Origin of the sequence: Dongia sp. (genome assembly GCF_041910485.1) — a bacterium.
Classification (GTDB): Bacteria; Pseudomonadota; Alphaproteobacteria; order Dongiales; family Dongiaceae; genus Dongia.
Genome location: NZ_JAYRQR010000051.1, coordinates 40,300 through 62,254, shown reverse-complemented (window position 1 = coordinate 62,254; position 21,955 = coordinate 40,300). Strand labels below are relative to the sequence as shown.

Here is a 21,955-nt window from a genome sequence, read left to right as displayed (position 1 = left end):
ACAAGTTCTGGGATGGAAACGACCATGAGTGCGGCGCCGAAGAAAGAGCAACCCTGGCTTTTCAGGACCTATTCCGGCCATAGCTCGGCCAAGGCTTCGAACGAGCTTTACCGCACCAATTTGAAGCGCGGGCAGACGGGCCTCAGCGTCGCTTTCGACCTGCCGACCCAGACCGGCTACGATTCCGATCATCCGCTGGCGAAGGGCGAAGTGGGAAAGGTCGGCGTGCCGATCAGCCATTTGGGTGACATGACGGCGCTCTTCGACGGATTGCCGCTCGCCGAGATGAACACGTCGATGACGATCAATGCGACGGCACCCTGGCTGCTGGCGCTCTATATCGCCGCGGCCGAGAAGCAGGGTGCCGCCCGGTCGGCTCTGCAGGGGACCGTGCAGAACGACATCATCAAGGAATATCTCTCGCGCGGGACCTATATCTTTCCGCCTGAGCCCTCATTGCGGCTGATTACCGACGTGATCAGCTTCACCTATCGCGAGGTTCCGAAATGGAACCCGACCAATGTCTGCTCGTACCACCTTCAGGAAGCCGGTGCGACACCGGTGCAGGAGCTGGCCTATGCGCTGGCGACCGCCATTGCCGTGCTGGATCACGTGAAGGCATCGGGCCAAGTGCCGGCCGCCGATTTCCCGCAAGTCGTGGGACGCATCAGCTTCTTCGTCAATGCCGGTCTGCGCTTCGTCACCGAGATCTGCAAGATGCGCGCCTTCACCGAGATGTGGGACGATATCTGCCGCGAGCGGTACGGCGTCGAGGATGCGAAGCTCCGCCGTTTCCGCTATGGCGTGCAGGTGAACAGCTTAGGCCTCACCGAGCAGCAGCCGGAGAACAATGTCTATCGCATTCTCCTGGAGATGCTGGCGGTGACGCTGTCGAAGAATGCGCGCGCCCGCGCTGTGCAGTTGCCTGCCTGGAATGAGGCGTTGGGCCTGCCGCGTCCCTGGGATCAGCAATGGTCGCTGCGCCTGCAGCAGATCGTGGCCTTCGAGACGGATCTCCTTGAATTTGGCGATATCTTTGACGGGTCGACGGAGATAACGAAGAAGGTCGAGGCACTGAAGGCCGAGGCGCGCGAGGAACTGGCCCGCATCGAGCAGATGGGTGGTGCTGTCGCAGCTGTTGAGTCGAGCTATATGAAGCAGCGCCTGGTCGAATCCAACGCGCGGCGCCTCACCGCGATCGAGACGGGCGATCAGGTCGTGGTCGGCGTCAACAAATATACCGAGAGCGCGCCGTCGCCCCTTCTTTCCGGTGGTGATGGCGGCTTCATGTCGGTTGATGACAAGGCCGAGCATGATCAGGTTGAAGCGCTGAAGGCTTGGCGCGCGGCACGCGACAGCAACGCGGTCGCAAAGGCGCTGGCGGCGCTCGAGGCCGATGCCCGGTCCGGGAAGAACATCATGGAAGCCTCGATCGCCTGCGCCCATGCCGGCGTGACGACTGGCGAGTGGGGCGAGGCCCTGCGCAAGGTGTTCGGTGAATTCCGCGCGCCCACGGGTGTTGCCAGGGCCGCGATCGACCAGGGCAGCATTGCCATCGCCACGGTGCGGGAACAGGTGAATGCCGCCTCGGCCCGGCTTGGCCGGCGCATTAAGATCCTGGTGGGGAAGCCCGGCCTCGACGGTCATTCCAACGGGGCCGAGCAGATCGCCGTCCGCGCTCGCGACGCCGGCATGGAAGTGGTCTATGAGGGGATCCGCCTGACACCGGCCCAGATCGTTAATGCCGCGGTCGAGGAAAGCGTGCATGTGGTGGGGCTTTCCATCCTGTCCGGCTCCCATATCGCCCTGGTGGGCGATGTCATGAACCGGATGCGGGCGGCGGGCCTTGCCGACGTGCCGGTGGTCGTCGGCGGCATCATTCCGCCCGAGGATGAAAAAAGGTTATTGGAATTCGGTGTCGCGCGGGTCTATACGCCCAAGGATTACGATCTCAACGCCATCATGGCGGGGATCGTGACCCTGGTGGACCAACGCTCGCAGGCGGCATGACGCAACGCAACTTCGGCCCGGATTTCTGCCAAGAGTTCGAGGAATTGCTGGCATGGCGCCGGGACGTGCGCCATTTCAGGACCGATCCGATTCCAATCGAGATCGTCGAGCATCTGCTCGACCTCACCTCGCTGGCGCCGTCGGTCGGCAATGCGCAGCCTTGGCGCTTTGTCAGCGTCGACGATCCGGCACGGCGCGCGGCGATCATCGCCAATTTCCAGCAGGCCAATGAGGCAGCACTTTCCTGCTATGAGGGTGAGAAGGCGGAGCTTTATGCCAAGCTGAAGCTGGCGGGCCTCAAGGAAGCACCACGGCATTTCGCCGTCTTTTGCGATGAGGCAACGCCGCAGGGTGCGGGCCTCGGCCGCCAGACCATGCCGGAGACGCTGCGCTATTCAAGCGTGCTGGCCATCCATACGTTGTGGCTGGCCGCCCGGGCAAAAGGGCTGGGCCTCGGCTGGGTCTCGATCATCGATCCTGATGCCGCAACGGCCGCGCTCGACGTTCCGCAAGGCTGGCGCTTCGTCGCCTATCTCTGTCTCGGCTATCCGGCCGAGGATCATGTCGAACCGGAACTGCAGCGCAAGGGCTGGCAGGCACGTGAGAAAGCCTGCCGGCAGGTCTTGCCGCGCTGATCACTGTTCAAGCGTCAATCGCTCGCCGTCGACACGCCAGGATTTGAGCCGCTTCAGGAACGCCATGCCGAGCAACGAATAAGACATATCCACTTCGTTCACCGTCGCAGGCAAATCATGCATGACGATGTTGCCGACCTGGAACTCGCCAATCACAATCGGTGCGCCGCGGACATAGCCATTCACGGACTCCGTCACCTTGTTATATTGCAGGCGACTAAGGTCATAGCCCATCCTCTGTGCTGCAGCCGGCGTCAGCACGATGTCGGTGGCGCCTGTATCAATCAGGAAATCAAGCGGCGTCCCATCGGCCTTCGCGGCGACCCTGAAATGTCCAATCTCGGCCAGCGGATAGCTCATGATATGCGGGCCTTCGACCCGGCCGTCGCGTGGCATCAACTCGCCTGACAGCCGCGCACCCAACATGCTGAACTCACCTCGAAACGAATAGAGAAGAATCAGGCCTGAGAATATCGCAACCCAGATTCCGAATTGCGCCACGGTACGATTCGTGTCGAAGCGCAGCCGAGCTGCCAATCCGCCGCCGAATGATGCCAACAGGCAGATCAAGTAGATCAGGCGCAGTTTGTTGTCATCGTTGGCAAAGGTGTCGGGATTGGCGCGATAGAGAAGAACGAGGCCGGCAACAATGGCCAGCCCCAAGAACGGCCACAAGAAACGCTGATTCCGCATATATCCACGATCCGCCTTGCTCGGTCTCGACGAAGTCAATGCATAGCTGAACCGATCGCCGGCATTGTTGTCTACTTGTTTTGTGACGGGGCCAGTGCGTCCGTCAGTTCAACCAAATTGATGAACTCGGCACGTTCGCCGCGTGCATCTTCACCGCGGCCGGCCCGAGCGAGACTTGCAATCTGGCCGAGATCATATTGACCGAGCCGGTCGCCGCCTCTCAGATACTGCCCAAAAGCTGCAACGGCGGCGGCAAAATTATCGTCGGCGTCGGGTTCTCTATCCCCGTCCAGCCATACGGTCCGGAGTGGTGTCTCGATGAGCTTGGAAACGTCACCCTCTGGCTCCTTGTAGCGCAAGCGCAGCAGGGCGAATTCATCAGTTCTCACGCCGGTGGACGCATTGCCATCGTCCTGATAGCGCAAGGGGTCGACAGTCTGACCTTTCGATCCGACAAGCGAAATTTCGTAGAGCGCGGTCACGGTATGGCCGGCGCCGATCTCGCCGGCATCTTTCTTGTCGTTGTTGAAATCCTCGCGCGCAAGGGCGCGGTTTTCGTAGCCGATCAGTCGATACTCGGCGACGATGGCCGGATTGAACTCAATCTGGATCTTCACGTCCTTGGCGATGGTCATCAAATTGGCCTGCAGTCCGTCGACCAGTTGACGCTTCGCCTCGTTGAGTGAATCGATGTAGCCGTAATTGCCGTTGCCGACATCGGCGATCTGTTCCATCAGCGCATCGTTGTAATTGCCTTCGCCAAAGCCGAGCGTTGAGAGTGCGATGCCTGATTTTCGGTTCTCCTCGATCATCGATTTGAGCGCGTCTATATCGGTGACGCCGACATTGAAATCGCCATCGGTGGCCAGCAGGATACGGTTGATCCCACCATCGATCTTCGCTGCACGTGCCTTGGCATAGGCAAGCGCGATGCCTTCTCCACCGGCGGTGCTGCCACCGGCCTCCAGTCCGTCGATGGCGGCATGAATGGCCTCTTTTTCATCACCTGCGGTAGGTGGCAGAACAAGTCCGGCGTTGCCGGCGTAGGTAACGATGGTGACTTTGTCCTCTGCATTCAGTCGATCTACCAGCATCTTCATGCCAGCCTTGAGCAGCGGCAGCTTGTCCGGATCCTGCATCGAGCCTGACACGTCGATGAGAAAGACAAGATTGGCAGCGGGTCGATGATCGAGCGGTGGTTGATACCCTTTGATGGCGATGCGGAGCAGCTTGGTGTCGGGATTCCAAGGCGTCGGCATCACATCCGCATCGGCCCGGAAGGGGATGGAGGAATCGCGCGGTGGTTTGTAGTCGTAGCTGAAGTAATTCAGCATCTCCTCGACACGCACGGCATCGGCCGGTGGCTTCTGCCCATTCATCAGGAAGCGCCGAATGTTCGCATAAGAGCCCGTATCCACATCGATGGAGAAAGTGGAGACAGGTGTCTCGGCAACGCGTTTCACTGGGTTGTCGTCAGCGTGGGCGTATTTTTCGTTGTTCTGGGGCTGCGCTGGATAGATGCTGGCAGTGAAGTTCTCGGTCTGCCCGGGCACCGCCTGGGCAGTGATTCCAGGTGTCGGTACGGGCTCGACTTTGCGCATCTCGGTCGGGGCGGTCACATCGCTCGACGCCAGGTCAGCCGCATCGCTTGAAGCTGATTCCGCTGCGGCTTTCACCTTGGCTGCCGCCTGCAAATCGGCTGTCTGACTGTTCTCCGCACCGCATGCATTGAGGATCAATGCCGATGACAGCAGAATGTGCGTGAAGAGAATTTGCCTGCGCATGATGGCGCCTCTATTGCTGATTGTCCCCTGGGCGACGAGGATCAGCATTCAGATAGGCGAAAGCGGGACCGGATTGTGGCGAAGTTGGGGTCGTGCCGAGGCGGATTGTGGTCAGCGCCAGTTGCGGCTGCGGGAGACGGCCGTCCGGTACTTCATCCGCTGGGCGTCGGTGACGTTGCCGGCGGGGCGCAGTTGGGCCTTGGGCGCGGGCGGCGGCGGCAGGGTCTCGATTGTGGCGAGGCCGGCGCCGATGAGCGCCAATTGCGCCGTTCCCAGGCCCGTTAGTTCCGTGCTGGCGGGGACCGCCACTTCGCGGTTGAGAACGTCGGCCACGAAGCGATCAAAATAGGCATTCTTGGCGAGGCCGCCGTCGATGGAAATGCGGCCGCCGATCGGGGCCAGGCGCGACATGGCGTCGATGACCTCACCGGCACGCAGGGCGATGCCTTCCAGCAGCGCCTGCATCATATCGGCCTTGCTGGTGTCGAGGCCGAGGCCCAGCCACATGCCGGCAGCGGATCGGTCCCAATAGGGGCAGCCGAGGCCGCTCAGGGCCGGTACGAAGGCAATATCCCGGGCGATCGCACTTTCGGCAGAGAAATCGTCAATGTCGGCGTAATCCGAGAACAATCCCAGGTTCCGCGCCCAGTTGACCGCCGACGCAGCGTTATAGACGCCGCCGTCGAGTGCATAGGCGGGCGGAGATTTGCCGAGCCGCCAGGCTATGGTCGGCAGCAATCCACTGGCGACATCGCGGAGCGGTTTATCGCCGACAACGCAGAGGGCGAATGCGCCGGTACCGAAGGTGATCTTCGCATCACCCGCCTTGCGGCAGCCGTGGCCAAACAAAGCCGCCTGCTGGTCGACGAGGTTGGCCGTGATGGCGATCCCGCCAACCTCACCGAACGCGTCGGCCGTCGATCTGATTTCCGGCAGGCATTCAATTGGCACACCGAACAGGTCACACAGGATCGGGTCCCAGGTCAGGGTCTCAAGGTTCATGAGGCTGGTGCGCGATGCTGTCGTGACATCGGTTGCGAAAGTTCCGGCGAGCCGGTCCAGGAAGAAGGCATCGCTGGTGCCGAGCCGCAAACGTCCCTGCTTGAGCAACAACTTCGCTTCGTCGACATTATCGATGAGCCAGCGCAGCTTGCTGGCTGAGAAATAGGGGTCGAGCGGCAGACCGGCGCGCGCCAGGGTCGTCTCTTCGTGACCACCTTCCTTAAGCGAGGCGATGGCTTCGTTGGTGCGTGCATCCTGCCAGACGATCGCATTGTAGATGGCGCGCTTGGTCTGCGCATCCCAGGCCACCACCGTTTCGCCCTGGTTGGCGATGCCGAGCGCACGGGCCTTGCCGGTACTGCCGACACAGGCATTGAGATGGGTGATAAGCTCCTCAGGGTCATGCTCAACCCAACCGGCCTGGGGCAGGATCTGCCGATGTTCAAATCCATCGAGCGTCTGAAACAGCCCATCCGCATAAAGGCGATGCAGTTTGGTTCCGGTGGTGCCTTGATCGATGGCGAGAACGAAATCGGTCATGTCAGTCGTGTGGCGAGAGGTCGATGGTCAATTGATGGATGCCGGTCAGGTCGATCGCTGGGACGCGCCAAGCGATGCGCCGCTCGGGCAGGACGTTGATCGGCCGCGACCAGATTTCGCGTCCGTCGGCGAGTACACGGAGCCGGCCCTTGGTGGCGACGCGCGCCCGCGCCTTGAAGAGAAGCGGATCATAGGGCCCCCGCCCGGTCAGACGCTGCGGATACACATAGCTGAGATTGCCGGCCGCTTCGAGCCGGATTGGCACCAATGGCTGTGGCAAATGGCCGGTCAAGGCGCGATGAATGATCCGTGCAACTGAGCGGCCTTCGCGGAAACATTGCCCCGCCGTCTCGATGCCCCGTAGCAAATTGCCCGCGGCGAAGTAGACGGGATCGGAGCAGCGGTAGTGCTGATCGATGATCGGGCCGCGTGTCCCGGGATCGATTTCCAGGTGGCTTTGCGTCAGCAGCGCCGTTTCTGGCCGGAAGCGGCCCGTGAAGATGATGCCGTCACATGAAAGAGTTCGTTCTTTTTCGCCGCGCTTGAATGAAATGCCTTCGACCCGGTCCTGGCCGATAATGGCGAGATCGGCGCATCCTGTGATGACGGGGACGCCGAAGCCGATGCGTGCGATCCAATCACCGGGACGCCATGCGGTGATGCGGTCGCGCTCTTCCAGCATGGCGGCCACTTTCACGCCAACATGACCGAGCGTCAGAAGCGTCGAAAAGGCAACCAGTTCGGTGCCGATGACGACCGGATTCTGGAAGGGGGCCTTGTTGTAGAGATAGGCGAATTGCTGCAGGGCGCCCGTGTTCATGACGCCCCAGGGCCTTGTTCCGGAGACGAGGCGCGCGCTGCGCGGTGTTTCGCGCGCACCCATTGCCAGCAGGACTTTCTGCGCCTGGAAATTCACGGGACCGTTCGGGCCCGTCACCTGAACGCGGCCATTGGGTTCCAGCTTCAGAACGGTATGGCCAAGGCGCAGGTCAAGGTCGGCGACGTCGTCAACCAGATTCTTGGCGAAATCAGGGCCGCTCATCAGTCGGCCATATTGCAGCAGGCCATAGCCGCTATGACCGCAATGGCGGGGAATGCCGCCGCCCTGGGCTTCGCGATCAATGATGACGATGTCGCGATGACCCAGCCGCTTCAGTTCGGCGGCAGCGGAAAGGCCGGCGGGACCAGCGCCGATGATGACGACCTCATGCGTCTTCATGGCGCGAACTTTCCTTCGGCCATCGCCGCAACGTGCGCGCTGCAATAGAAGCCCTGGCACCGCCCCATCATGGCGCGGGTCCGTCGCTTGAGGCCGCCGATATCGCCCGCCGGAAAATCGCCGTCGAGCGCATTGGCAATTTCACGCCGCGTGACCAATTCGCAATGGCAGACGATGTCGGCGCCGAGCGCGTCCTGATAGGGGCGCGCATTCTCCTCGCAGAGATTTGGCACGGGCGTCCAGATCGGTTCGGCCTCCGTCAGGCGGCGGTAGCTGGTATTGTAAAGACTGCTGACGTGCTGGGCGATGCCAAGGGCGCCGGTCAGCCCCGTTGAACGTATGCCGGCAACAGTGATCCAGCGTCGGTCCGGTTGCGCCGTGATCTGATAATCCTTGAATTCGGTCGCCGGTCGGAGGCCGGCATAAACGGCGTTGACGTCGACATTGGCAAGACCCGGCAGCATTTCGATACCGCGCGCGACCAACTGCCGAAGGGTGGCTTCGTCGATGCTGGCTTTTGCCCGATCTTCCTGATCCTCGGCGGTTGGTCCCACCAGGACGTTGCCGAAGGCAGTGCGGCAAATGACGATGCCCTTGGTCCGCTCGGTCGGGACCGGCAGGATGATGGCCTTCAACAGCCGGGCTGCAGGTTTGTCAAAGACGACGAACTGCCCTTTGCGTGGGGTCACCTTGAAGGGAGCGGGGCGGTTGATCGCCTCGACAATGTCGCCGTAATTGCCGGCCGCGTTGATCACGCAATCGGCTGTCACCTCGCCCTGCGAGGTTTCCAGATGCCAGACGCCGTCGAAATGCCCGCCGGACACCCGGCAGTTGCGCAGGACGATGCCGCCATGGGCGATGCCCTGCCGCACATAAGCAAGCGGTGCCGACCAAGGATCGATGATGTGCTCGCCAGGGACATGGACGCCGCCCACGGCCTTGGGCGACAGCAGCGGCTCCTGGCGGCGCAATTGGTCGCGGTCGATGCGCTGGACGTCCGCCACTTTATTCTCGTGCGCCTTGGCGACTATCCCGTCGAGCTTGGCGAGCTCTTCCTCGTTCCAGGCAACGACGATGGCGCCAGAGCGGACCAGCGGCAGATTGAGCTTTTCGCGGATCGCCAGGTATTCCCGGTAGCCGTTCTGCATGCAGGACAGCTCGAGCGAATTGTGCGGGGCGTCGAAGCCGGTATGGAGGAGGGCACTGTTGCCCTTGGAAGCGCCGGAGAGGATGTCGCGTCCGGCTTCCAACAGGACTGGGCGGGCGCCGCCCATAGCAAGCCTGCGGAAGATGGCGCAACCCACCACCCCGCCGCCAATGATCACCACCTGGGCATGATTGGTTTCGGTCAAATTTTCGTCCCCTGTCGCGGGGCAGTTTGCCACGACTAGGAAAAAAAATCACGCGCCGCGAGGGGGCGGCGCGTGATTTGGACGTCGTTTTGTGGGTCCTTAAAGCTGGGTGCGGAAGTGGAAGGATTTCGGCCGGGTGAGCATCTCATAGCCCACGCGGGACAAGGTGGCGCCGCGGCCCGAATCCTTGACGCCGACCCAGGCCAGCGCCGGGTCGAGATAGTCGCAGCGGTTCATATAGACCGTGCCGGTCTCGATCTCATTGCCGATCTGGCGCGCCGCCTTCTCGTCCATGGTCCAGAGGGCCGCGGTGAGGCCGTACTTGCTGTCGTTCATCAGCTTCACGGCCTCATCGTCATTCTTCACCTTCATGATGCCGATGACCGGGCCGAAGCTCTCCTCCGCCATTACCGACATGGAATGATCGACATTCACGAGGACCTGCGGGGCGAGGTAGGGGGTGCCTGGCTTATCGGCCGCGAAGGACTTGGTATCGATGAGTGCCTTGGCGCCATGCTTCACGGCGTCGGCGATCTGGCCGCGAACGAATTCGGCGGCCGAGGTTCGCACCATCGGCCCGAGATTCGTCGCCGTGTCGAGCGGGTTGCCGAGTTTGTAGCCCTTGGTGAGATCCACGAAGCCCTCGACGAACTTGTCGTAGAGGCTTTCATGCACATAGATGCGTTCGATGGCGCAGCAGCATTGGCCCGAATTGAACATGGCGCCGTCGACCAGATTCTCGACCGCGTGGGCGAGGTTGGCATCGGCGCGGACATAGGCCGGGTCCTTACCGCCCAGTTCCAGGCCGAGGCCCATGAACTTGCCCACAGCCGCCTGCTGGACGGCGTGGCCGCCGGCAACCGAGCCGGTGAAGTTGCAATAGGCGATCTCGGGGGCGGCGATGACCTTCGCCGTGTCGTCATGGGTGAGGACGAGGGTCTGGAAAACACCCTTGGGCAGGCCCGCGGCGTCGAGTGCCTTCTGGAAATCTTCGGCGCAGATGGGCGTCTGGGCCGAGTGCTTGAGGATCACGGCATTGCCAGCCATCAGGGCCGGAACGACGCCATTGACCGAGGTAAGATAGGGATAGTTCCACGGCGCCACGATGAAGACGACGCCCAGTGGCTCCCGATGCAGCACGCGGGTGAAACCGGGCTTGTCGGTGAAGGAGACATCGGCGAGGGCCTCCGGCGCCAGATTGATCATGAAGCGGGCGCGCTCTTCGAAGCCGCGCATTTCGCCGGGGCTCTGCGAGATCGGGCGGCCCATCTGGCGGGTGATATCGGTGGCGTGCTTGTCCTTGTCCTTCAGGAACTCGTCAACGAAACGGTTCATGATCTTGGCGCGCTCGGCGATCGACACCTTGCGCCATTCCTTCTGCGCCTTGGCGGCGGTTGCTAGCGTGGCGCTGATTTCCGCCGGGGTGGCGTAGGGGCGTTCGACATAGACGGAATTGTCGACCGGCGAGATGGTTTTCTGGGTAGCGGCCATGATGTCCTCGAGGGGTATGCGTCAGCAATAGAAAGCGCCCGCCTCCGGAAGGAGACGGGCGCGGAAACGAAGGTCAGATGATTTCGAAATAGCGGGAAAGTTCCCAATCAGTGATGTGCTTGCGGAACTCGCGCTCCTCATGTTCGCGGGTGCCAGCATGATGCTCGACAAAGGCGTCGCCGAAGAGATCACGGGCGGCCTTCGACTTGCGCAGGCGTTGGGCGGCTTCCCACAGGGTCTGCGGCAGGTCGAGCTTCGCCGGGTGCTTCATCTCGTAGGAATTGCCGACGATTGCCGGCAGCGGCTCGATCTTGTTCTCGATACCGTAGAGGCCCGAGCCGATCGCGGCAGCCAGGGCGAGGTACGGGTTGCAGTCGGCGGCGGCAATTCGATATTCGACCCGCTGCGACTTTTCCGAACCCGGGATGACGCGCAGTGCACAGGTGCGGTTTTCAACGCCCCAGGTCGCGTTGGTCGGTGCCCAGAAGCCGGGGATGAGACGCGAGTAGGAGTTGACCGTCGGCGAGACCATGCCGAGAAGTTCCGGCATCAAGGCCTGCTGACCGCCGATGAACCAGCGCATCTTGTCCGAGATGTTGTGTTCCTTCTTCGGGTCGTGGAAGACGGTCTTGCCGTCCTTGCCCTTCAAGGAAATGTGGATGTGGCCCGACTGGCCGGGATAGGAGTTCGACCATTTCGCCATGAAGGTGGCAAGGAGGCCGCGACGCTGCGCCAAGACCTTCATGAAGGTCTTGAAAAGAGCAGCGCGGTCGGCAGCTTCAAGCGCCTTGTCGACGGTGAGCGCTGCTTCCAAGACGCCGGGACCGGTTTCGGTGTGCAGACCTTCGATCGGCATGCGCATTTTTTCGCAGGTGTCGAGGATGTCCTGGTAGAGCTCCGACCAGACCGAATTGCGAATGACCGAATAGCCGAACCAGCCCGGAGTCATCGGCGTCAGATTCTTGTAGTTCTTCTCGCGGATGCTCTCGGGCGTCTCGTCGAACATGAAGAATTCGAACTCGAGCGCCGAATAGACGTCGTAGCCCAGCTTTGCGGCCCGATTGAGGACACGGCGCAGCGTACCGCGAGGGCAGATCTCTTCGGCCTTGTTGACGAATTCAGCAATGAAGAAGAGGCCGTTATCTTCCATCGGCAGGTCGCGGCAGGTCTCGGGGATGATGCGCGCCCAGGCGTCAGGATAGGCCGTGTGCCAGCCGGTATAGTTGAGGCCGTCGATCAGCTGGTCCTGATTGTCCCAGCCAAGCACCACGTCGCAGAAGCCGAAGCCGCCTTCGAGGGCCGAGAAGAACTTCGCCTTCGACATGTACTTGCCGCGCAGGATGGCGTCGCCATCGAACACGCCGACTTTGATATGCGTCAGGCCGCGCTCTTCCACGATCTTCTTGGCCTGGGCAATGGTTTTCACTTGTTCCGGTTTCAACGGCATTTTTTCAATACCCCCTGTTGTCGAATGAATTGGAATTTAGGCCGCGGCAAATGGCGCGGCAATCGCGAGTTGGATTTAGAGTGCGGCTCCCCCGACGTCGGGTTCCAGCGCCCGGCCGTTTCCATCGCCGGTCAGCCCCCCTCTGTCCTTGTGACCTGAGAGATTCACTGGTGGAGAACCAGTTTACTCCGTCGGTGAGGCGACGACGTCCGGCGCCCGCTTTCCAGAGATGGTGATTCCGACCTGGTCCTTTTGCCTGAGAGTTTCCGGGGGCGGTTGCTCCTTCGGCGCCGACATCCATTGCGGTGTCGATCTCTCCCTAGGTCGGAGGATTGTGCGCGCGGAGTGTGTGATTGCCCCGTTGAAACGTCAAGCCGAAAAAGGAAAAAGGGAGGCAGTTTGCACTGCCTCCCCATTCCGTTTGTTGATTTGCTGTGGAATCAGCCGGCGCCACCAATTGCCGCTTCTTCCTTCGCGATCTCGGCCTGACGGGCCTTGACGTCCGCCTCTGTGAGCGGCGGGCCGGGGAACCGGCTCTTCTCGAAGGCAAACCAGACGACGATCAGCACTGCGATAGCACCGGCCAGGAAATAGCCGACCAGCTGGTAGGGGGGCTGGAAGCCGACAAAAGCGAGGACAGCGCCGCCGATCACGGCGAGCACGCCCACGGGTTTCGACCAGACACCCAGATTGAACGGGCCTTTCTTCGTCCAGGTCTTGCCTTCGGCGAGGACACCCGCGCCGATCGGCATGATGTAGGAGACGTAGAGGAACACCGCGCAACCCGAAGCGAGGATGATGTAGGCGTTGGCATCACTGCCGGCAACCCAGCCCAAAATGAAGCACAGGATGGCGCCGACCAAGATGGCGGCACCCGGTGTGCGATACTTCGGGCTGACCTGGCGCAAGAACTTCGATGCGCCCGGAATACCACCATCGCGCGCGAAGGCATAGATCATGCGCGAAAGCGATGTCATGCCGGCGAGAGCGCAGAGATAGTTGGCGAGCACAATGCCGATTGCCAGCAGGTCCTTGAGTGCCTTCGGCATCAGACTGCTGTCAAGCACGTAGAAGAACACAGACCAACCCTTGGCGGCGCCTTCGGTCGTATCCGGCATGGCGAGCAGGACCGCGGCGACGAGGAGCCAGCCAAACAGAGCTGACCAGAACACGGCCGAGATCATGCCGCGCGGCACCGCACGCTGAGCATCGCGGGTTTCTTCTGAAGTGTGAGCAGAAGCGTCGAAGCCAGTGATGGTGTAGCAGACGTGCAGCAGGCCCAGGATGAAGGCGAAGAACAGGCTGCCGGTCTGCGGCCAGGTCCCGCCACCGACATCACCTGTGTTGTTGGTGAAGGTGACCAGACGCGAGAAGTCGAGTTCTACCGGCGAGGCGACGATGAGGCCGATGATCAGCACGAACGAGACCGCCATGATGAGGTAGCCAGAAAAGTCCGTCAGCAGCGTCGTCGCCTTGATGCCGACATAGTTGAGGATCGCTTGGGTCGCGGTGATCAACGCCACGGCGATGATCAGATGCGTCCCAGTGAAACTGTTGGGATCCATCCCGAGCACACCGACCAGAATGAGGTCGCGCGCCAGCAGATAGACACCGTAGTTCACAGAAGCGACGACGAAAAGCAGGCCTAAGAGATTGAGCCACGCTGTGGCCCAGCCCCAGCCCTTGCCACCGAGGATCGAACCCCAGTGATAGAGACCACCCGCCGTTGGATAGGCGGAAGCGATCTGGCCCATTGCTGCTGCGACGAGCAAGGCAAAGACCGAGCCAACGATCCAGCCAATACCGATCGAGCCACCGCCGCCGGCGCTGAACGCCACCGTGTAGGCGCCGATGCCGCCAGCGAGAATGCAGATGATGGAGAACGAAATTGCGAAGTTCTGGAACCCGCCCATGCGGCGGGACAGCTCCTGGGAATAACCCATGGAGTGGAGGACTTTTACGTCCTCGTCGTGATGACTAGGCACAGACATTTATAACCCCCTCAGTTTGCGGTCCTGCGCAGCGGCAATTCCCCGCCGTTGGCTCTGCACAGACCCGACCCCCTCCGGATGGATGGGGCCTCTTTCGACTCAGATGGTCGATTTCCCGCCAATCGGATGCGGCGAAGTATGCGCCGCATAAAGAAAAAGTAAAGACGGCGTTAACTTTTTGAGATGATTCAATGTGATGGGATACGCGTTTTGCATCTGCGAAATTGACCGGATGCGCAACTTGCAGCGTTTCAGACCCCGCCGACCACTAGCGCTGCTACCCAAGCGTAAGTCGGGGAAATTTCGATTCCCGGAATTCCATTAACCACGTTCACCCTGGAAATGGGCGCGGCACAGTTCGGTAAAGGCGAGGGCACGGCGCGTGGGCCGCAGCTTCTTGAGGCGCGCGATGCCGAGGCGCGTCGGTCGCAGTTTTTCCTTGATGGGAAGGAAGACGAGGCGCCGCCCATCGAGTGTCAGTTCGCTCAAAGGACGCGAATGCATGATCGAAAATGCATCCGAATGAGCCACCAGTCCACGCACCATTTCAAAGCTCGGCGTTTCATGGGCGACCCGGGGCTGCAATCCAAGCCCATAGATGATCGAGAGAAAATAGTCGCGACTATGCGGCAGGCCGAGCAAGACCATCGGATAGTGGATGAGGTCGGCAATGGCCACGGCCTTCTGCTTGGCGAGCGGATGGTTCTTCGCGAGGATGCAGTGAAGCGGAACCTCGGTCAGGGTATCAAACTCCAAATCGTCGTCGAGGCCGAGATCGTAGGTCAGGGCGAACTCGAACTCGCCTGCCCGTAATCCGTCGAGGACGCCCTGCACGTGATGTTCGTGCAGCTTCACGCTGATCTCCGGATGGCTGTTGGCAAGGGCGCCGATCAGACGCGGTAGAACAAGGGGGGCGACGGTCTGGAAGCAGCCGATGTGAAGTTCGCCCGCGACGTCCTGGCCCAGCCCCATCGCGCCCAGGCGCACATCCTCGGCATGCTCCAGCAGGCTCTTGGCGTCGGTCAGCAGTTCGCGGCCGGCGGCAGTGAGGCTGAGGCCCTGGGCATGGTGGCGCACGAAAAGGTCGACGCCGAAGCGGGACTCGAGCTCGGCGATCGCTGCCGATACGGACGGTTGCGAGATGTTGACCCGCTGGGCAGCCAGCGTAACCGAGCCCGTCTCGGCGGTTGCCACGAAATAGCGCAATTGCTTCAGAGTAAACGGCATTGGCAAATCCGATACAATTCGAATGATAAAAAGATTTTCTCATTGCCGCGCCCGGCAGGCAAGATCACAGGCAGTAACGTTGCGAATTGAACGCATCCCAAGGCGTCAGACAGTCCGGCAGGGAGAGGCCATCAATGCTGCGAACAGGGAACCAGTACCGGGATAGCCTCAAAGACGGGCGGCAGGTCTGGATCAACGGCGAACGGGTAAAAGATGTAACGACCCATCCGGCCTTCAAACCGATCGTCGATGTGCGCGCCCGTATCTACGACATGGCGCATGAGGAAAAGACCAAATCGGTCATGTCCTATCGCGACGGCAAGACGGGCCAGGAAAACTGCATCGGCTACAAGCTGCCGCACACCCAGGAAGACTGGCACGCCAAGCGCCGCGCCATTGACGCCGTCATGCGCGATATCAGGGGCTATGCCGTGCGCGTCGGCGACGAGACCGTGGGCGAGATGTGGTCGCTCTATGACGGCCGCGACATCCTCAACGAAGTCGATCCGCAATTCTCGAAGAACATCGAGCATCACATTCAGCACGTCCTCAATTCGGACACCTTCCATGTTTCGGCCAATACCGATCCCAAGGGCGATCGTTCAAAGCGGCCGCAGGATCAGGATCCGGACATGCTGCTGCATCTGGTGAAGGAGACCGACAAGGGCATCATCGTGCGCGGTGCCAAGTATGAAACCGCAGCAGCTTATGCCAACCAGGCTTTCGTCAAACCCACTATCGCCAATTGGGGCGACGACAAGCTCAGCGACTACGCGCTGGGTTTCATCTGCGATATGGGTTCGCCGGGCTTGAAGCATATCTGCCGAACCGGATTCACCGGTCGCGCTTCGGCCGACGATTATCCGCTCTCGAATCGCGCGGACGAGGTCGACACCTTGCTCGTGTTCGACGATGTGCTCATCCCGTGGGAGAATGTGCTGTTCTATCGGCACACCAAGGCGGCAGCCTTCATTCGTGGCACGCTGCACCGGTACAGCGCCTATCCCTTTACTCTGAGATTGCTCTATATCGCCGACCTGATGCTGGGTGCCGCGGCGTTCAATGCCAAGCAGACCGGTCTCGATGCCCAGCAGGCCGTGCGTGAGAAGCTTGCGCTGTTGATGCAGTACCGCGAGGCCATCAACGCCCATCTTATCGCTTCCATCACCATGGCGGAGAAGAGTCCGGGCGGATTGCTGATGCCCAATTCTTCGCTGCTCTTCACCGGGCGCTATGCTGCGATCAATCAGCTGCCGGCCATGATGCATCTGGCGCGGGAACTGTGCGGTGGTCAGATCTGCGTGACGCCGGATAAGGCGACCTTCGACAATCCGGAAATCAAGGATTGGATGCAGAAATACTATTCAGTCAATGAATTCTGGCAGGCTGAGGACCGCCGCAAGCTGCTGGCCTTCGCGCGCGATCTGCTCAATTCCGACCGCGCCGGTCATATGGTGACGTTCGAGCTCTTCGCCCAGTCACCGCCCTTTGCACATCTCAATCACATCTATATGAATTTCGACATGTCCAACGCCCTTTCCTATGTCAAGGATTGCGCTGGCTTGTCGGACCGCGTCATGGATCAATGGAAGAAGAAGTAAGACAATGACCTACAGCCACGTTCGCTTGCGCAAGTTCAACACCAAGAAGACCTATCCGGAGCAAAGCCTCGATAACGACCTCTCGATGTCGGTCCGGGCGGGCAACACCATCTTCCTGCGCGGCCAGGTCGGCCAGGCGCTCGATGGATCGATGGTCGGCGTCGGTGACGCCGCGGCCCAATCCGAACAGGCGATGCGCAATGTAAAGCAACTTCTCGAGGAACAGGGTGGCAAGCTTGCCGATATCTGCAAGATCGTCATCTACATCACCGATCCGCGCTATCGCGAGGATGTGTATCGGGTCGTCGGCAAGCACCTCAAAGGCGTTTACCCGGTTTCGACCGGCCTTGTCGTCCAGGGCTTGGCGCGTCCGGAATGGGTCATGGAAATCGACGCCTATGCGGTGATCCCGGAAAGTCGTATGAAGAACATCCAGGAGCCGCCTGCCGCGTTGCAGTGGAAGGATACCGCCGACAAAGCGGATCGCGCCAAGAAGGCAGCGAAGAAGAGGGCGACCCGCAAGAAGTAAGAAAGGGCTCGGATGACCTTCTCGCTCGTCGGCCGTTGCGCCGACACCGGCATGTTCGGGGTGGCGATCACCACCTCGTCGATCGCGGTTGCCTCACGCTGTCCCTGGGCCAGGGCCGGCGTGGGGGCTGTCGCTACCCAGAACGTCACCGACCCACGGCTTGGCAATCAGGGACTCGATCTGCTGGCGCAAGGGTTGAGCGCGCCGGACGCGTTGAAGGCCCTGATGGCCAAGGCGCCGTCCTCGCAGCACAGGCAAGTAACCATCATCGATGCCAAGGGCCGCACCGCGCATTGGACCGGGACCAAGACGCTCGGCACCAACAATGTGGCGGAAGGTGAGGATTGCGTCGCTGCGGGCAATCTGCTGCAGAACCCGGACGTGCCGGCCGCGATGGCCAGGGCTTTCGTCCAATCGAAAGGGCGCCATCTTGCTGACCGCCTGCTGCTGGGGCTTGAAGCCGGCATCGTGGCCGGTGGTGAAATGGGCCCGGTGCATTCAGCGGGCCTTCTCGTCGTTCACGAGCAAACCTGGCCGCTCGTCGATCTCCGCGTCGATTGGAGCGATGACAACCCGATCGTGCGCCTGAAGCGGCTCTGGGAGGATTATCAGCCCCAGATGGACGCCTATATCACCCGCGCTCTCAATCCCGATGCGGCCCCAGCCTATGGCGTGCCGGGAGATCCGGGAGACGATACCAAATAGGGCAGGCTCTCATTTGAACCGCGGAGGCAGCAGGATGGCGACCGTGACGGCACTGACGGGTAAGACCCCGATCGAAGGCTTTGATCCCGACCCGCAAAAATCCTACACGCTGCCGGCGCGGTACTATTTTGAGCCTTCCGTTTACGCGTGGGAGCAGGAGGCCATATTTGGCCACAGCTGGTGCTATGTCGGCCATGTCGGTTCGTTGAAGGAACCGGGCTGCTATATCACCGCCAAGGTCGCGGACCAGAACATTCTGGTCATCCGCGGCAAGGACGACAATCTGCGTGCCTTCTACAATGTCTGCCAGCACCGGGCGCATGAACTGGTGAAAGGCAGCGGCCAGGCCAAGGTGCTGACCTGTCCCTACCATGCCTGGACCTATCACGCGGATGGCCGCCTGCGCACGGCGCGCGGCAGCGAGAATCTGCCGAACTTCAACAAGGACGAATTCTGCCTGAAACCGGTCCGGGTCGAGACGATGGCGAACTTCGTCTTCGTCAATTTGGACCCCGACGCGCCGTCACTGAAGACGCAGAGCGGTGCGCTCGAATCCGAAATCCGCGGCTATTGCCCAGAGATCGACCATCTGGTGCTCGCCCGGGTCATGACCTATGACATCGAAGGCAATTGGAAGAACTCGGTCGACAATTTCCTGGAATGCTATCACTGCCACGTGGCGCATTCGGACTTCTGCGACCTCGTGGACATGGATAGTTACCGCTCGATCTGCCACGATATCTATTCCAGCCATTGCGGGCGTTCATCGCATCGTGCGAGCAAGGCCTATCAATACAGTGGCGATGCACGCGCACAGAAATTCGGCTCCTGGCTGCTGTGGCCGAATCTCTCGATTGAGGTCTTTCCTGGCGCGCCCAACGTGAACATCTTCCACCACGTGCCGATCGGGCCGGAGAAGACCCGGCATGTGTTCGAGTTCTATATGGAGTCGGATATGCCGACACCGGAACAGGAAGACGCCATCCGCTATATCGATGAAGTGCTGCAGGCCGAAGACATCGCGCTGGTCGAAAGCGTCCAGCGTGGCCTGCACAGCAAAGGCTACAACCAGGGTCGCTTCATCGTCGATGAAGGTCGTACCGATAAAAGCGAGCATGCCGTGCATCACTTTCACGGGCTGGTGGTCGACGCGCTCAATCGCTATGGCGGGGCTTAGTCCGGGAAACCGAGATGCTGCGGCAGGTCGTCGGTGATGGTAAACCACGGCGCCTTTGATCCGACGAAGATGTGTGCCCTGGGAGCGAGGCTCGGTGCATCGATGAGTGTCCCATAGGTCACATGCGCATAGGCAGCTTCGCGGACCACAGAATAAATGAGCGAACCGCATTTGCCGCAATGGAAGTCGTGATCGATTCCGTCTCCATACCGGACCAGCTGTGCGGCGCCAGAGGAGATTTTGAACTGCGAAATCTCAATGCCGCCGAATGGCTTGAAAGCGGCGCCGGTTGCCCGCCGACATAGCGAGCAATGGCAGTTCATGGCGTAGCGGAAATCATCTGCCACCTCGTAGCGGACGGTTCCGCACAGGCAGGATCCGTTAAGGATTTTGGCGCTTTTGTCGATCACGTTGCCGGTCCCACGTCTTAAGGGTAGAGTGCGGCCGATTATGGCTACCCAGCCACAAATTGGCTATGGCATTGAAAAATGGCGCCTTTCGACATCGTACATTCAGCTTGTCCACATGATTGTCCTTCTACTTGCGCCCTGGAGGTCGAGCGACTCTCCCCGACCCAGATTGGGCGCATTCACGGTGCCAAGGAGAACTCGTACACAGCCGGCGTCATTTGCGCCAAGGTGGCACGCTATGCGGAACGGCAGCATCACCCGGATCGGCTGACCGAGCCCCTGCGCCGGGTCGGCGACAAGGGGGTGGGTCGGGCGGCCTACCAGCCTATGACTTGGAGCGACGCTCTCGACGAGATTGCGGCGAAGTTTCAGGAAGCTGAGAAGCGCTACGGCGCGGAAGCGGTCTTTCCCTACTATTACGCCGGCACGATGGGGCTGGTGCAACGCGACGGCATCTTCCGTCTGACGCATGAGAAGAAGTATTCGCGCCAGAAGAGCACGATCTGCGTCGCGCTGTCCGATGCCGGCTGGGCCGCGGGTGTCGGCACCATGCGTGGTGTCGATAGCCGCGAAATCGCGGACAGCGATCTCGTCATCGTCTGGGGCGGCAATCCGGTCGCAACACAAGTCAATGTCATGACTCACGTTGTTCGTGCCCGCAAGTCGCGCGGGGCGAAGCTGGTCGTGGTCGATCCCTATCGCACCGGTACGGCGGAAGCGGCTGACCTGCATCTCATGTTGCGCCCTGGCACGGATGGGGCGCTTGCCGTCGCTGTCATGCATGTTCTCTTTGTCGAAGGTTTTGCCGACCGCGACTATCTGGCACGCCACGCCGATGCGCCGGATGAGTTGGAGCGCCATGTCGCGACGCGGTCGCCGGAATGGGCCGAAACGATCACGGGCATACCGGCAGCAACCATCCGCGAATTCGCCAGATTGTATGGCCGCCACAAGAAGAGCTTCATCCGCGTCGGCTACGGTTTTTCCCGAACCCGGAACGGTGCGGTCAATCTCCACGCCGTCAGCTGCCTGCCGACCGTGACCGGCGCTTGGGCAGAGAAGGGCGGTGGCGCGCACTATTCGAACCGCACGATCTACCATATCGATAACACGCTCATTCAGGGCTTGGACATGGCCGATCGCTCCGTGCGCGAGCTCGATCAGTCGCGGCTTGGCGCGATCCTGACCGGCGACAAACGGGACCTGGGCAACGGCCCGCCGGTGACGGCGATGATTGTTCAGAATACCAATCCGATGAATGTCTGCCCGAATTCCGCCTTGGTCCGGCAGGGCTTCATGCGGGACGATCTCTTTGTTGCCGTTCATGAGCAATTCATGACCGAGACCGCCGCGATGGCCGACATCGTGCTGCCGGCGACGACTTTCCTCGAACATGACGATATTTATCGTGCAAGTGGTCATACGCATCTGCAGGTCACGCGCAAGGTGATTGAACCGCTGGGGCAAGCGATGCCCAATCATTACGTGATTTCTGAACTCGCTAAGCGCTTGGATTGCCGGCATCGCGGCTTCGCCATGAGCGCGTGGGAGATCATCGACGAGACGCTCAAGATCTCGGGCCACAAATCCGCGCAGGATATGTATGACGCCCATTGGGAAGATTGTGCCGTCGATTTTGAAACGGGGCATTTCCTCAACGGCTTCGGTCATCCGGATAAGAAATTCCGCTTCAAGCCGGATTGGTCGGCGATCGGCGACGATGTCGAGGGGTTGCCGGCCATGCCGGATCATGCGCCCTTGACCGATGCGCCGACCGATCAGCATCCGCTGCGGCTGGTGACGGCGCCGGCCCGGCAGTTTCTGAACTCGACCTTCACGCCGACGCCGACATCGCGGGTGCGGGAAGGGCGGCCGACGCTTCTCATTCATCCGCAGGACGGCGCGCGCTATGGTGTCAGCGACGGCGGCGCCATCTCGGTCGGCAACAAGCTGGGATCGATCGATCTCCATGCCAAATTCTTCGACGGGCTGCTGCCTGGCGTGGTGGTGATCGAAAGCCTGTGGGGCAATGCCGACTTCCCCGGCGGGCTCGGCGTCAATGCCTTGGTATCCGACGAACCCGGCAAGCCGGATGGTGGCGCCGTGTTCCACGATACCGCTGTCTGGGTCAAGGCAGCCTAG

The 21,955-nt window shown here is 61.0% G+C and carries 17 protein-coding genes and 1 riboswitch; of the genes, 7 read left to right on the top strand and 10 right to left on the bottom strand.

Translation table 11 applies throughout. The features are described 5' to 3' along the window. The first annotated feature begins 24 nt into the window (after window positions 1–24). Together ACE3PP_RS17535 and bluB are read left to right on the top strand one after the other, a co-directional pair. Complete coding sequence (locus tag ACE3PP_RS17535; RefSeq protein WP_374384505.1) at window positions 25–2,010, top strand: methylmalonyl-CoA mutase family protein; 1,986 nt, start codon at window positions 25–27, stop codon at window positions 2,008–2,010. Further along, on the top strand, window positions 2,007–2,645 hold the full coding sequence (gene bluB, locus ACE3PP_RS17530; protein ID WP_374384503.1) for a 5,6-dimethylbenzimidazole synthase: 639 nt from the start codon (window positions 2,007–2,009) through the stop codon (window positions 2,643–2,645). The genes ACE3PP_RS17535 and bluB overlap by 4 nt, the downstream gene beginning before the upstream one ends. On the opposite strand, the gene ACE3PP_RS17525 is transcribed toward bluB, so the two are convergent. The 9 genes from ACE3PP_RS17525 to ACE3PP_RS17485 form a co-directional block, all read right to left on the bottom strand. After that, window positions 2,646–3,338, bottom strand: a complete 693-nt coding sequence (locus tag ACE3PP_RS17525; protein WP_374384501.1) for a TIGR02281 family clan AA aspartic protease — start codon at window positions 3,336–3,338, stop codon at window positions 2,646–2,648. It abuts the gene before it with no gap. A gap of 71 nt (window positions 3,339–3,409) precedes the next feature. Next, the gene (locus tag ACE3PP_RS17520) at window positions 3,410–5,170 is read right to left on the bottom strand and encodes a von Willebrand factor type A domain-containing protein (protein ID WP_374384500.1); all 1,761 of its coding nucleotides are present in this window, start codon (window positions 5,168–5,170) and stop codon (window positions 3,410–3,412) included. 63 nt (window positions 5,171–5,233) lie between these two features. After that, window positions 5,234–6,664 (bottom strand): FGGY family carbohydrate kinase, encoded by a 1,431-nt coding sequence (locus tag ACE3PP_RS17515; RefSeq protein ID WP_374384499.1) that lies wholly within the window; start codon window positions 6,662–6,664, stop codon window positions 5,234–5,236. Window position 6,665: 1 nt separating this feature from the next. Beyond that, on the bottom strand, window positions 6,666–7,883 hold the full coding sequence (locus tag ACE3PP_RS17510; protein ID WP_374384498.1) for an NAD(P)/FAD-dependent oxidoreductase: 1,218 nt from the start codon (window positions 7,881–7,883) through the stop codon (window positions 6,666–6,668). Then, entirely contained in the window at window positions 7,880–9,235 is a 1,356-nt protein-coding gene (locus ACE3PP_RS17505; RefSeq protein WP_374384497.1) for an NAD(P)/FAD-dependent oxidoreductase, read from the bottom strand. Before ACE3PP_RS17505 ends, ACE3PP_RS17510 begins: the two co-directional genes overlap by 4 nt. A 99-nt stretch (window positions 9,236–9,334) precedes the next feature. Further along, a complete protein-coding gene (locus tag ACE3PP_RS17500) occupies window positions 9,335–10,726 on the bottom strand; it encodes an aldehyde dehydrogenase family protein (RefSeq protein WP_374384496.1) in 1,392 nt (463 codons plus the stop codon). Window positions 10,727–10,799: 73 nt separating this feature from the next. Beyond that, a complete protein-coding gene (locus ACE3PP_RS17495; protein ID WP_374384495.1) occupies window positions 10,800–12,173 on the bottom strand; it encodes a glutamine synthetase family protein in 1,374 nt (457 codons plus the stop codon). A 235-nt stretch (window positions 12,174–12,408) separates the two neighbouring features. Continuing rightward, window positions 12,409–12,504: riboswitch (glycine riboswitch) on the bottom strand. 109 nt (window positions 12,505–12,613) lie between these two features. Next, on the bottom strand, window positions 12,614–14,116 hold the full coding sequence (locus ACE3PP_RS17490; protein ID WP_374384494.1) for an amino acid permease: 1,503 nt from the start codon (window positions 14,114–14,116) through the stop codon (window positions 12,614–12,616). Between the two features lie 369 nt (window positions 14,117–14,485). Next, the gene (locus ACE3PP_RS17485) at window positions 14,486–15,391 is read right to left on the bottom strand and encodes a LysR family transcriptional regulator (protein ID WP_374384493.1); all 906 of its coding nucleotides are present in this window, start codon (window positions 15,389–15,391) and stop codon (window positions 14,486–14,488) included. A 134-nt stretch (window positions 15,392–15,525) separates the two neighbouring features. Between ACE3PP_RS17485 and ACE3PP_RS17480 the strand changes: the two genes are divergently transcribed. From ACE3PP_RS17480 to ACE3PP_RS17465, 4 genes are read left to right on the top strand one after another with little or no spacing between them, the layout of a single operon-like run. Continuing rightward, window positions 15,526–16,992 (top strand): 4-hydroxyphenylacetate 3-hydroxylase family protein, encoded by a 1,467-nt coding sequence (locus ACE3PP_RS17480; protein ID WP_374384492.1) that lies wholly within the window; start codon window positions 15,526–15,528, stop codon window positions 16,990–16,992. 4 nt (window positions 16,993–16,996) lie between these two features. Then, entirely contained in the window at window positions 16,997–17,521 is a 525-nt protein-coding gene (locus ACE3PP_RS17475; RefSeq protein WP_374384491.1) for a RidA family protein, read from the top strand. A gap of 12 nt (window positions 17,522–17,533) precedes the next feature. Further along, the gene (locus tag ACE3PP_RS17470; RefSeq protein WP_374384490.1) at window positions 17,534–18,226 is read left to right on the top strand and encodes a DUF1028 domain-containing protein; all 693 of its coding nucleotides are present in this window, start codon (window positions 17,534–17,536) and stop codon (window positions 18,224–18,226) included. A gap of 34 nt (window positions 18,227–18,260) precedes the next feature. Then, on the top strand, window positions 18,261–19,403 hold the full coding sequence (locus tag ACE3PP_RS17465) for an aromatic ring-hydroxylating dioxygenase subunit alpha (protein WP_374384488.1): 1,143 nt from the start codon (window positions 18,261–18,263) through the stop codon (window positions 19,401–19,403). Here ACE3PP_RS17465 and ACE3PP_RS17460 read toward each other — a convergent pair. Then, on the bottom strand, window positions 19,400–19,813 hold the full coding sequence (locus ACE3PP_RS17460; RefSeq protein WP_374384487.1) for a GFA family protein: 414 nt from the start codon (window positions 19,811–19,813) through the stop codon (window positions 19,400–19,402). The genes ACE3PP_RS17465 and ACE3PP_RS17460 overlap by 4 nt on opposite strands. A 78-nt stretch (window positions 19,814–19,891) precedes the next feature. Here ACE3PP_RS17460 and ACE3PP_RS17455 point away from each other — a divergent pair, with 78 nt between their 5' ends. Beyond that, window positions 19,892–21,955 carry a molybdopterin oxidoreductase family protein gene (locus ACE3PP_RS17455; protein ID WP_374384486.1) on the top strand — a complete coding sequence of 688 codons (2,064 nt, stop codon included), beginning with the start codon at window positions 19,892–19,894 and terminating at the stop codon, window positions 21,953–21,955.

Bases quoted from the DNA above. Each gene is read 5' to 3' on its own strand.
- ACE3PP_RS17535 (WP_374384505.1), top strand. From the start codon at position 25: ATGAGTGCGGCGCCGAAGAAAGAGCAACCCTGGCTTTTCAGGACCTAT.
- bluB (WP_374384503.1), top strand. From the start codon at position 2,007: ATGACGCAACGCAACTTCGGCCCGGATTTCTGCCAAGAGTTCGAGGAA.
- ACE3PP_RS17525 (WP_374384501.1), bottom strand. From the start codon at position 3,338: ATGCGGAATCAGCGTTTCTTGTGGCCGTTCTTGGGGCTGGCCATTGTT.
- ACE3PP_RS17520 (WP_374384500.1), bottom strand. From the start codon at position 5,170: ATGCTGATCCTCGTCGCCCAGGGGACAATCAGCAATAGAGGCGCCATC.
- ACE3PP_RS17515 (WP_374384499.1), bottom strand. From the start codon at position 6,664: ATGACCGATTTCGTTCTCGCCATCGATCAAGGCACCACCGGAACCAAA.
- ACE3PP_RS17510 (WP_374384498.1), bottom strand. From the start codon at position 7,883: ATGAAGACGCATGAGGTCGTCATCATCGGCGCTGGTCCCGCCGGCCTT.
- ACE3PP_RS17500 (WP_374384496.1), bottom strand. From the start codon at position 10,726: ATGGCCGCTACCCAGAAAACCATCTCGCCGGTCGACAATTCCGTCTAT.
- ACE3PP_RS17495 (WP_374384495.1), bottom strand. From the start codon at position 12,173: ATGCCGTTGAAACCGGAACAAGTGAAAACCATTGCCCAGGCCAAGAAG.
- ACE3PP_RS17490 (WP_374384494.1), bottom strand. From the start codon at position 14,116: ATGGGTTATTCCCAGGAGCTGTCCCGCCGCATGGGCGGGTTCCAGAAC.
- ACE3PP_RS17485 (WP_374384493.1), bottom strand. From the start codon at position 15,391: ATGCCGTTTACTCTGAAGCAATTGCGCTATTTCGTGGCAACCGCCGAG.
- ACE3PP_RS17480 (WP_374384492.1), top strand. From the start codon at position 15,526: ATGCTGCGAACAGGGAACCAGTACCGGGATAGCCTCAAAGACGGGCGG.
- ACE3PP_RS17475 (WP_374384491.1), top strand. From the start codon at position 16,997: ATGACCTACAGCCACGTTCGCTTGCGCAAGTTCAACACCAAGAAGACC.
- ACE3PP_RS17470 (WP_374384490.1), top strand. From the start codon at position 17,534: ATGACCTTCTCGCTCGTCGGCCGTTGCGCCGACACCGGCATGTTCGGG.
- ACE3PP_RS17465 (WP_374384488.1), top strand. From the start codon at position 18,261: ATGGCGACCGTGACGGCACTGACGGGTAAGACCCCGATCGAAGGCTTT.
- ACE3PP_RS17455 (WP_374384486.1), top strand. From the start codon at position 19,892: ATGGCGCCTTTCGACATCGTACATTCAGCTTGTCCACATGATTGTCCT.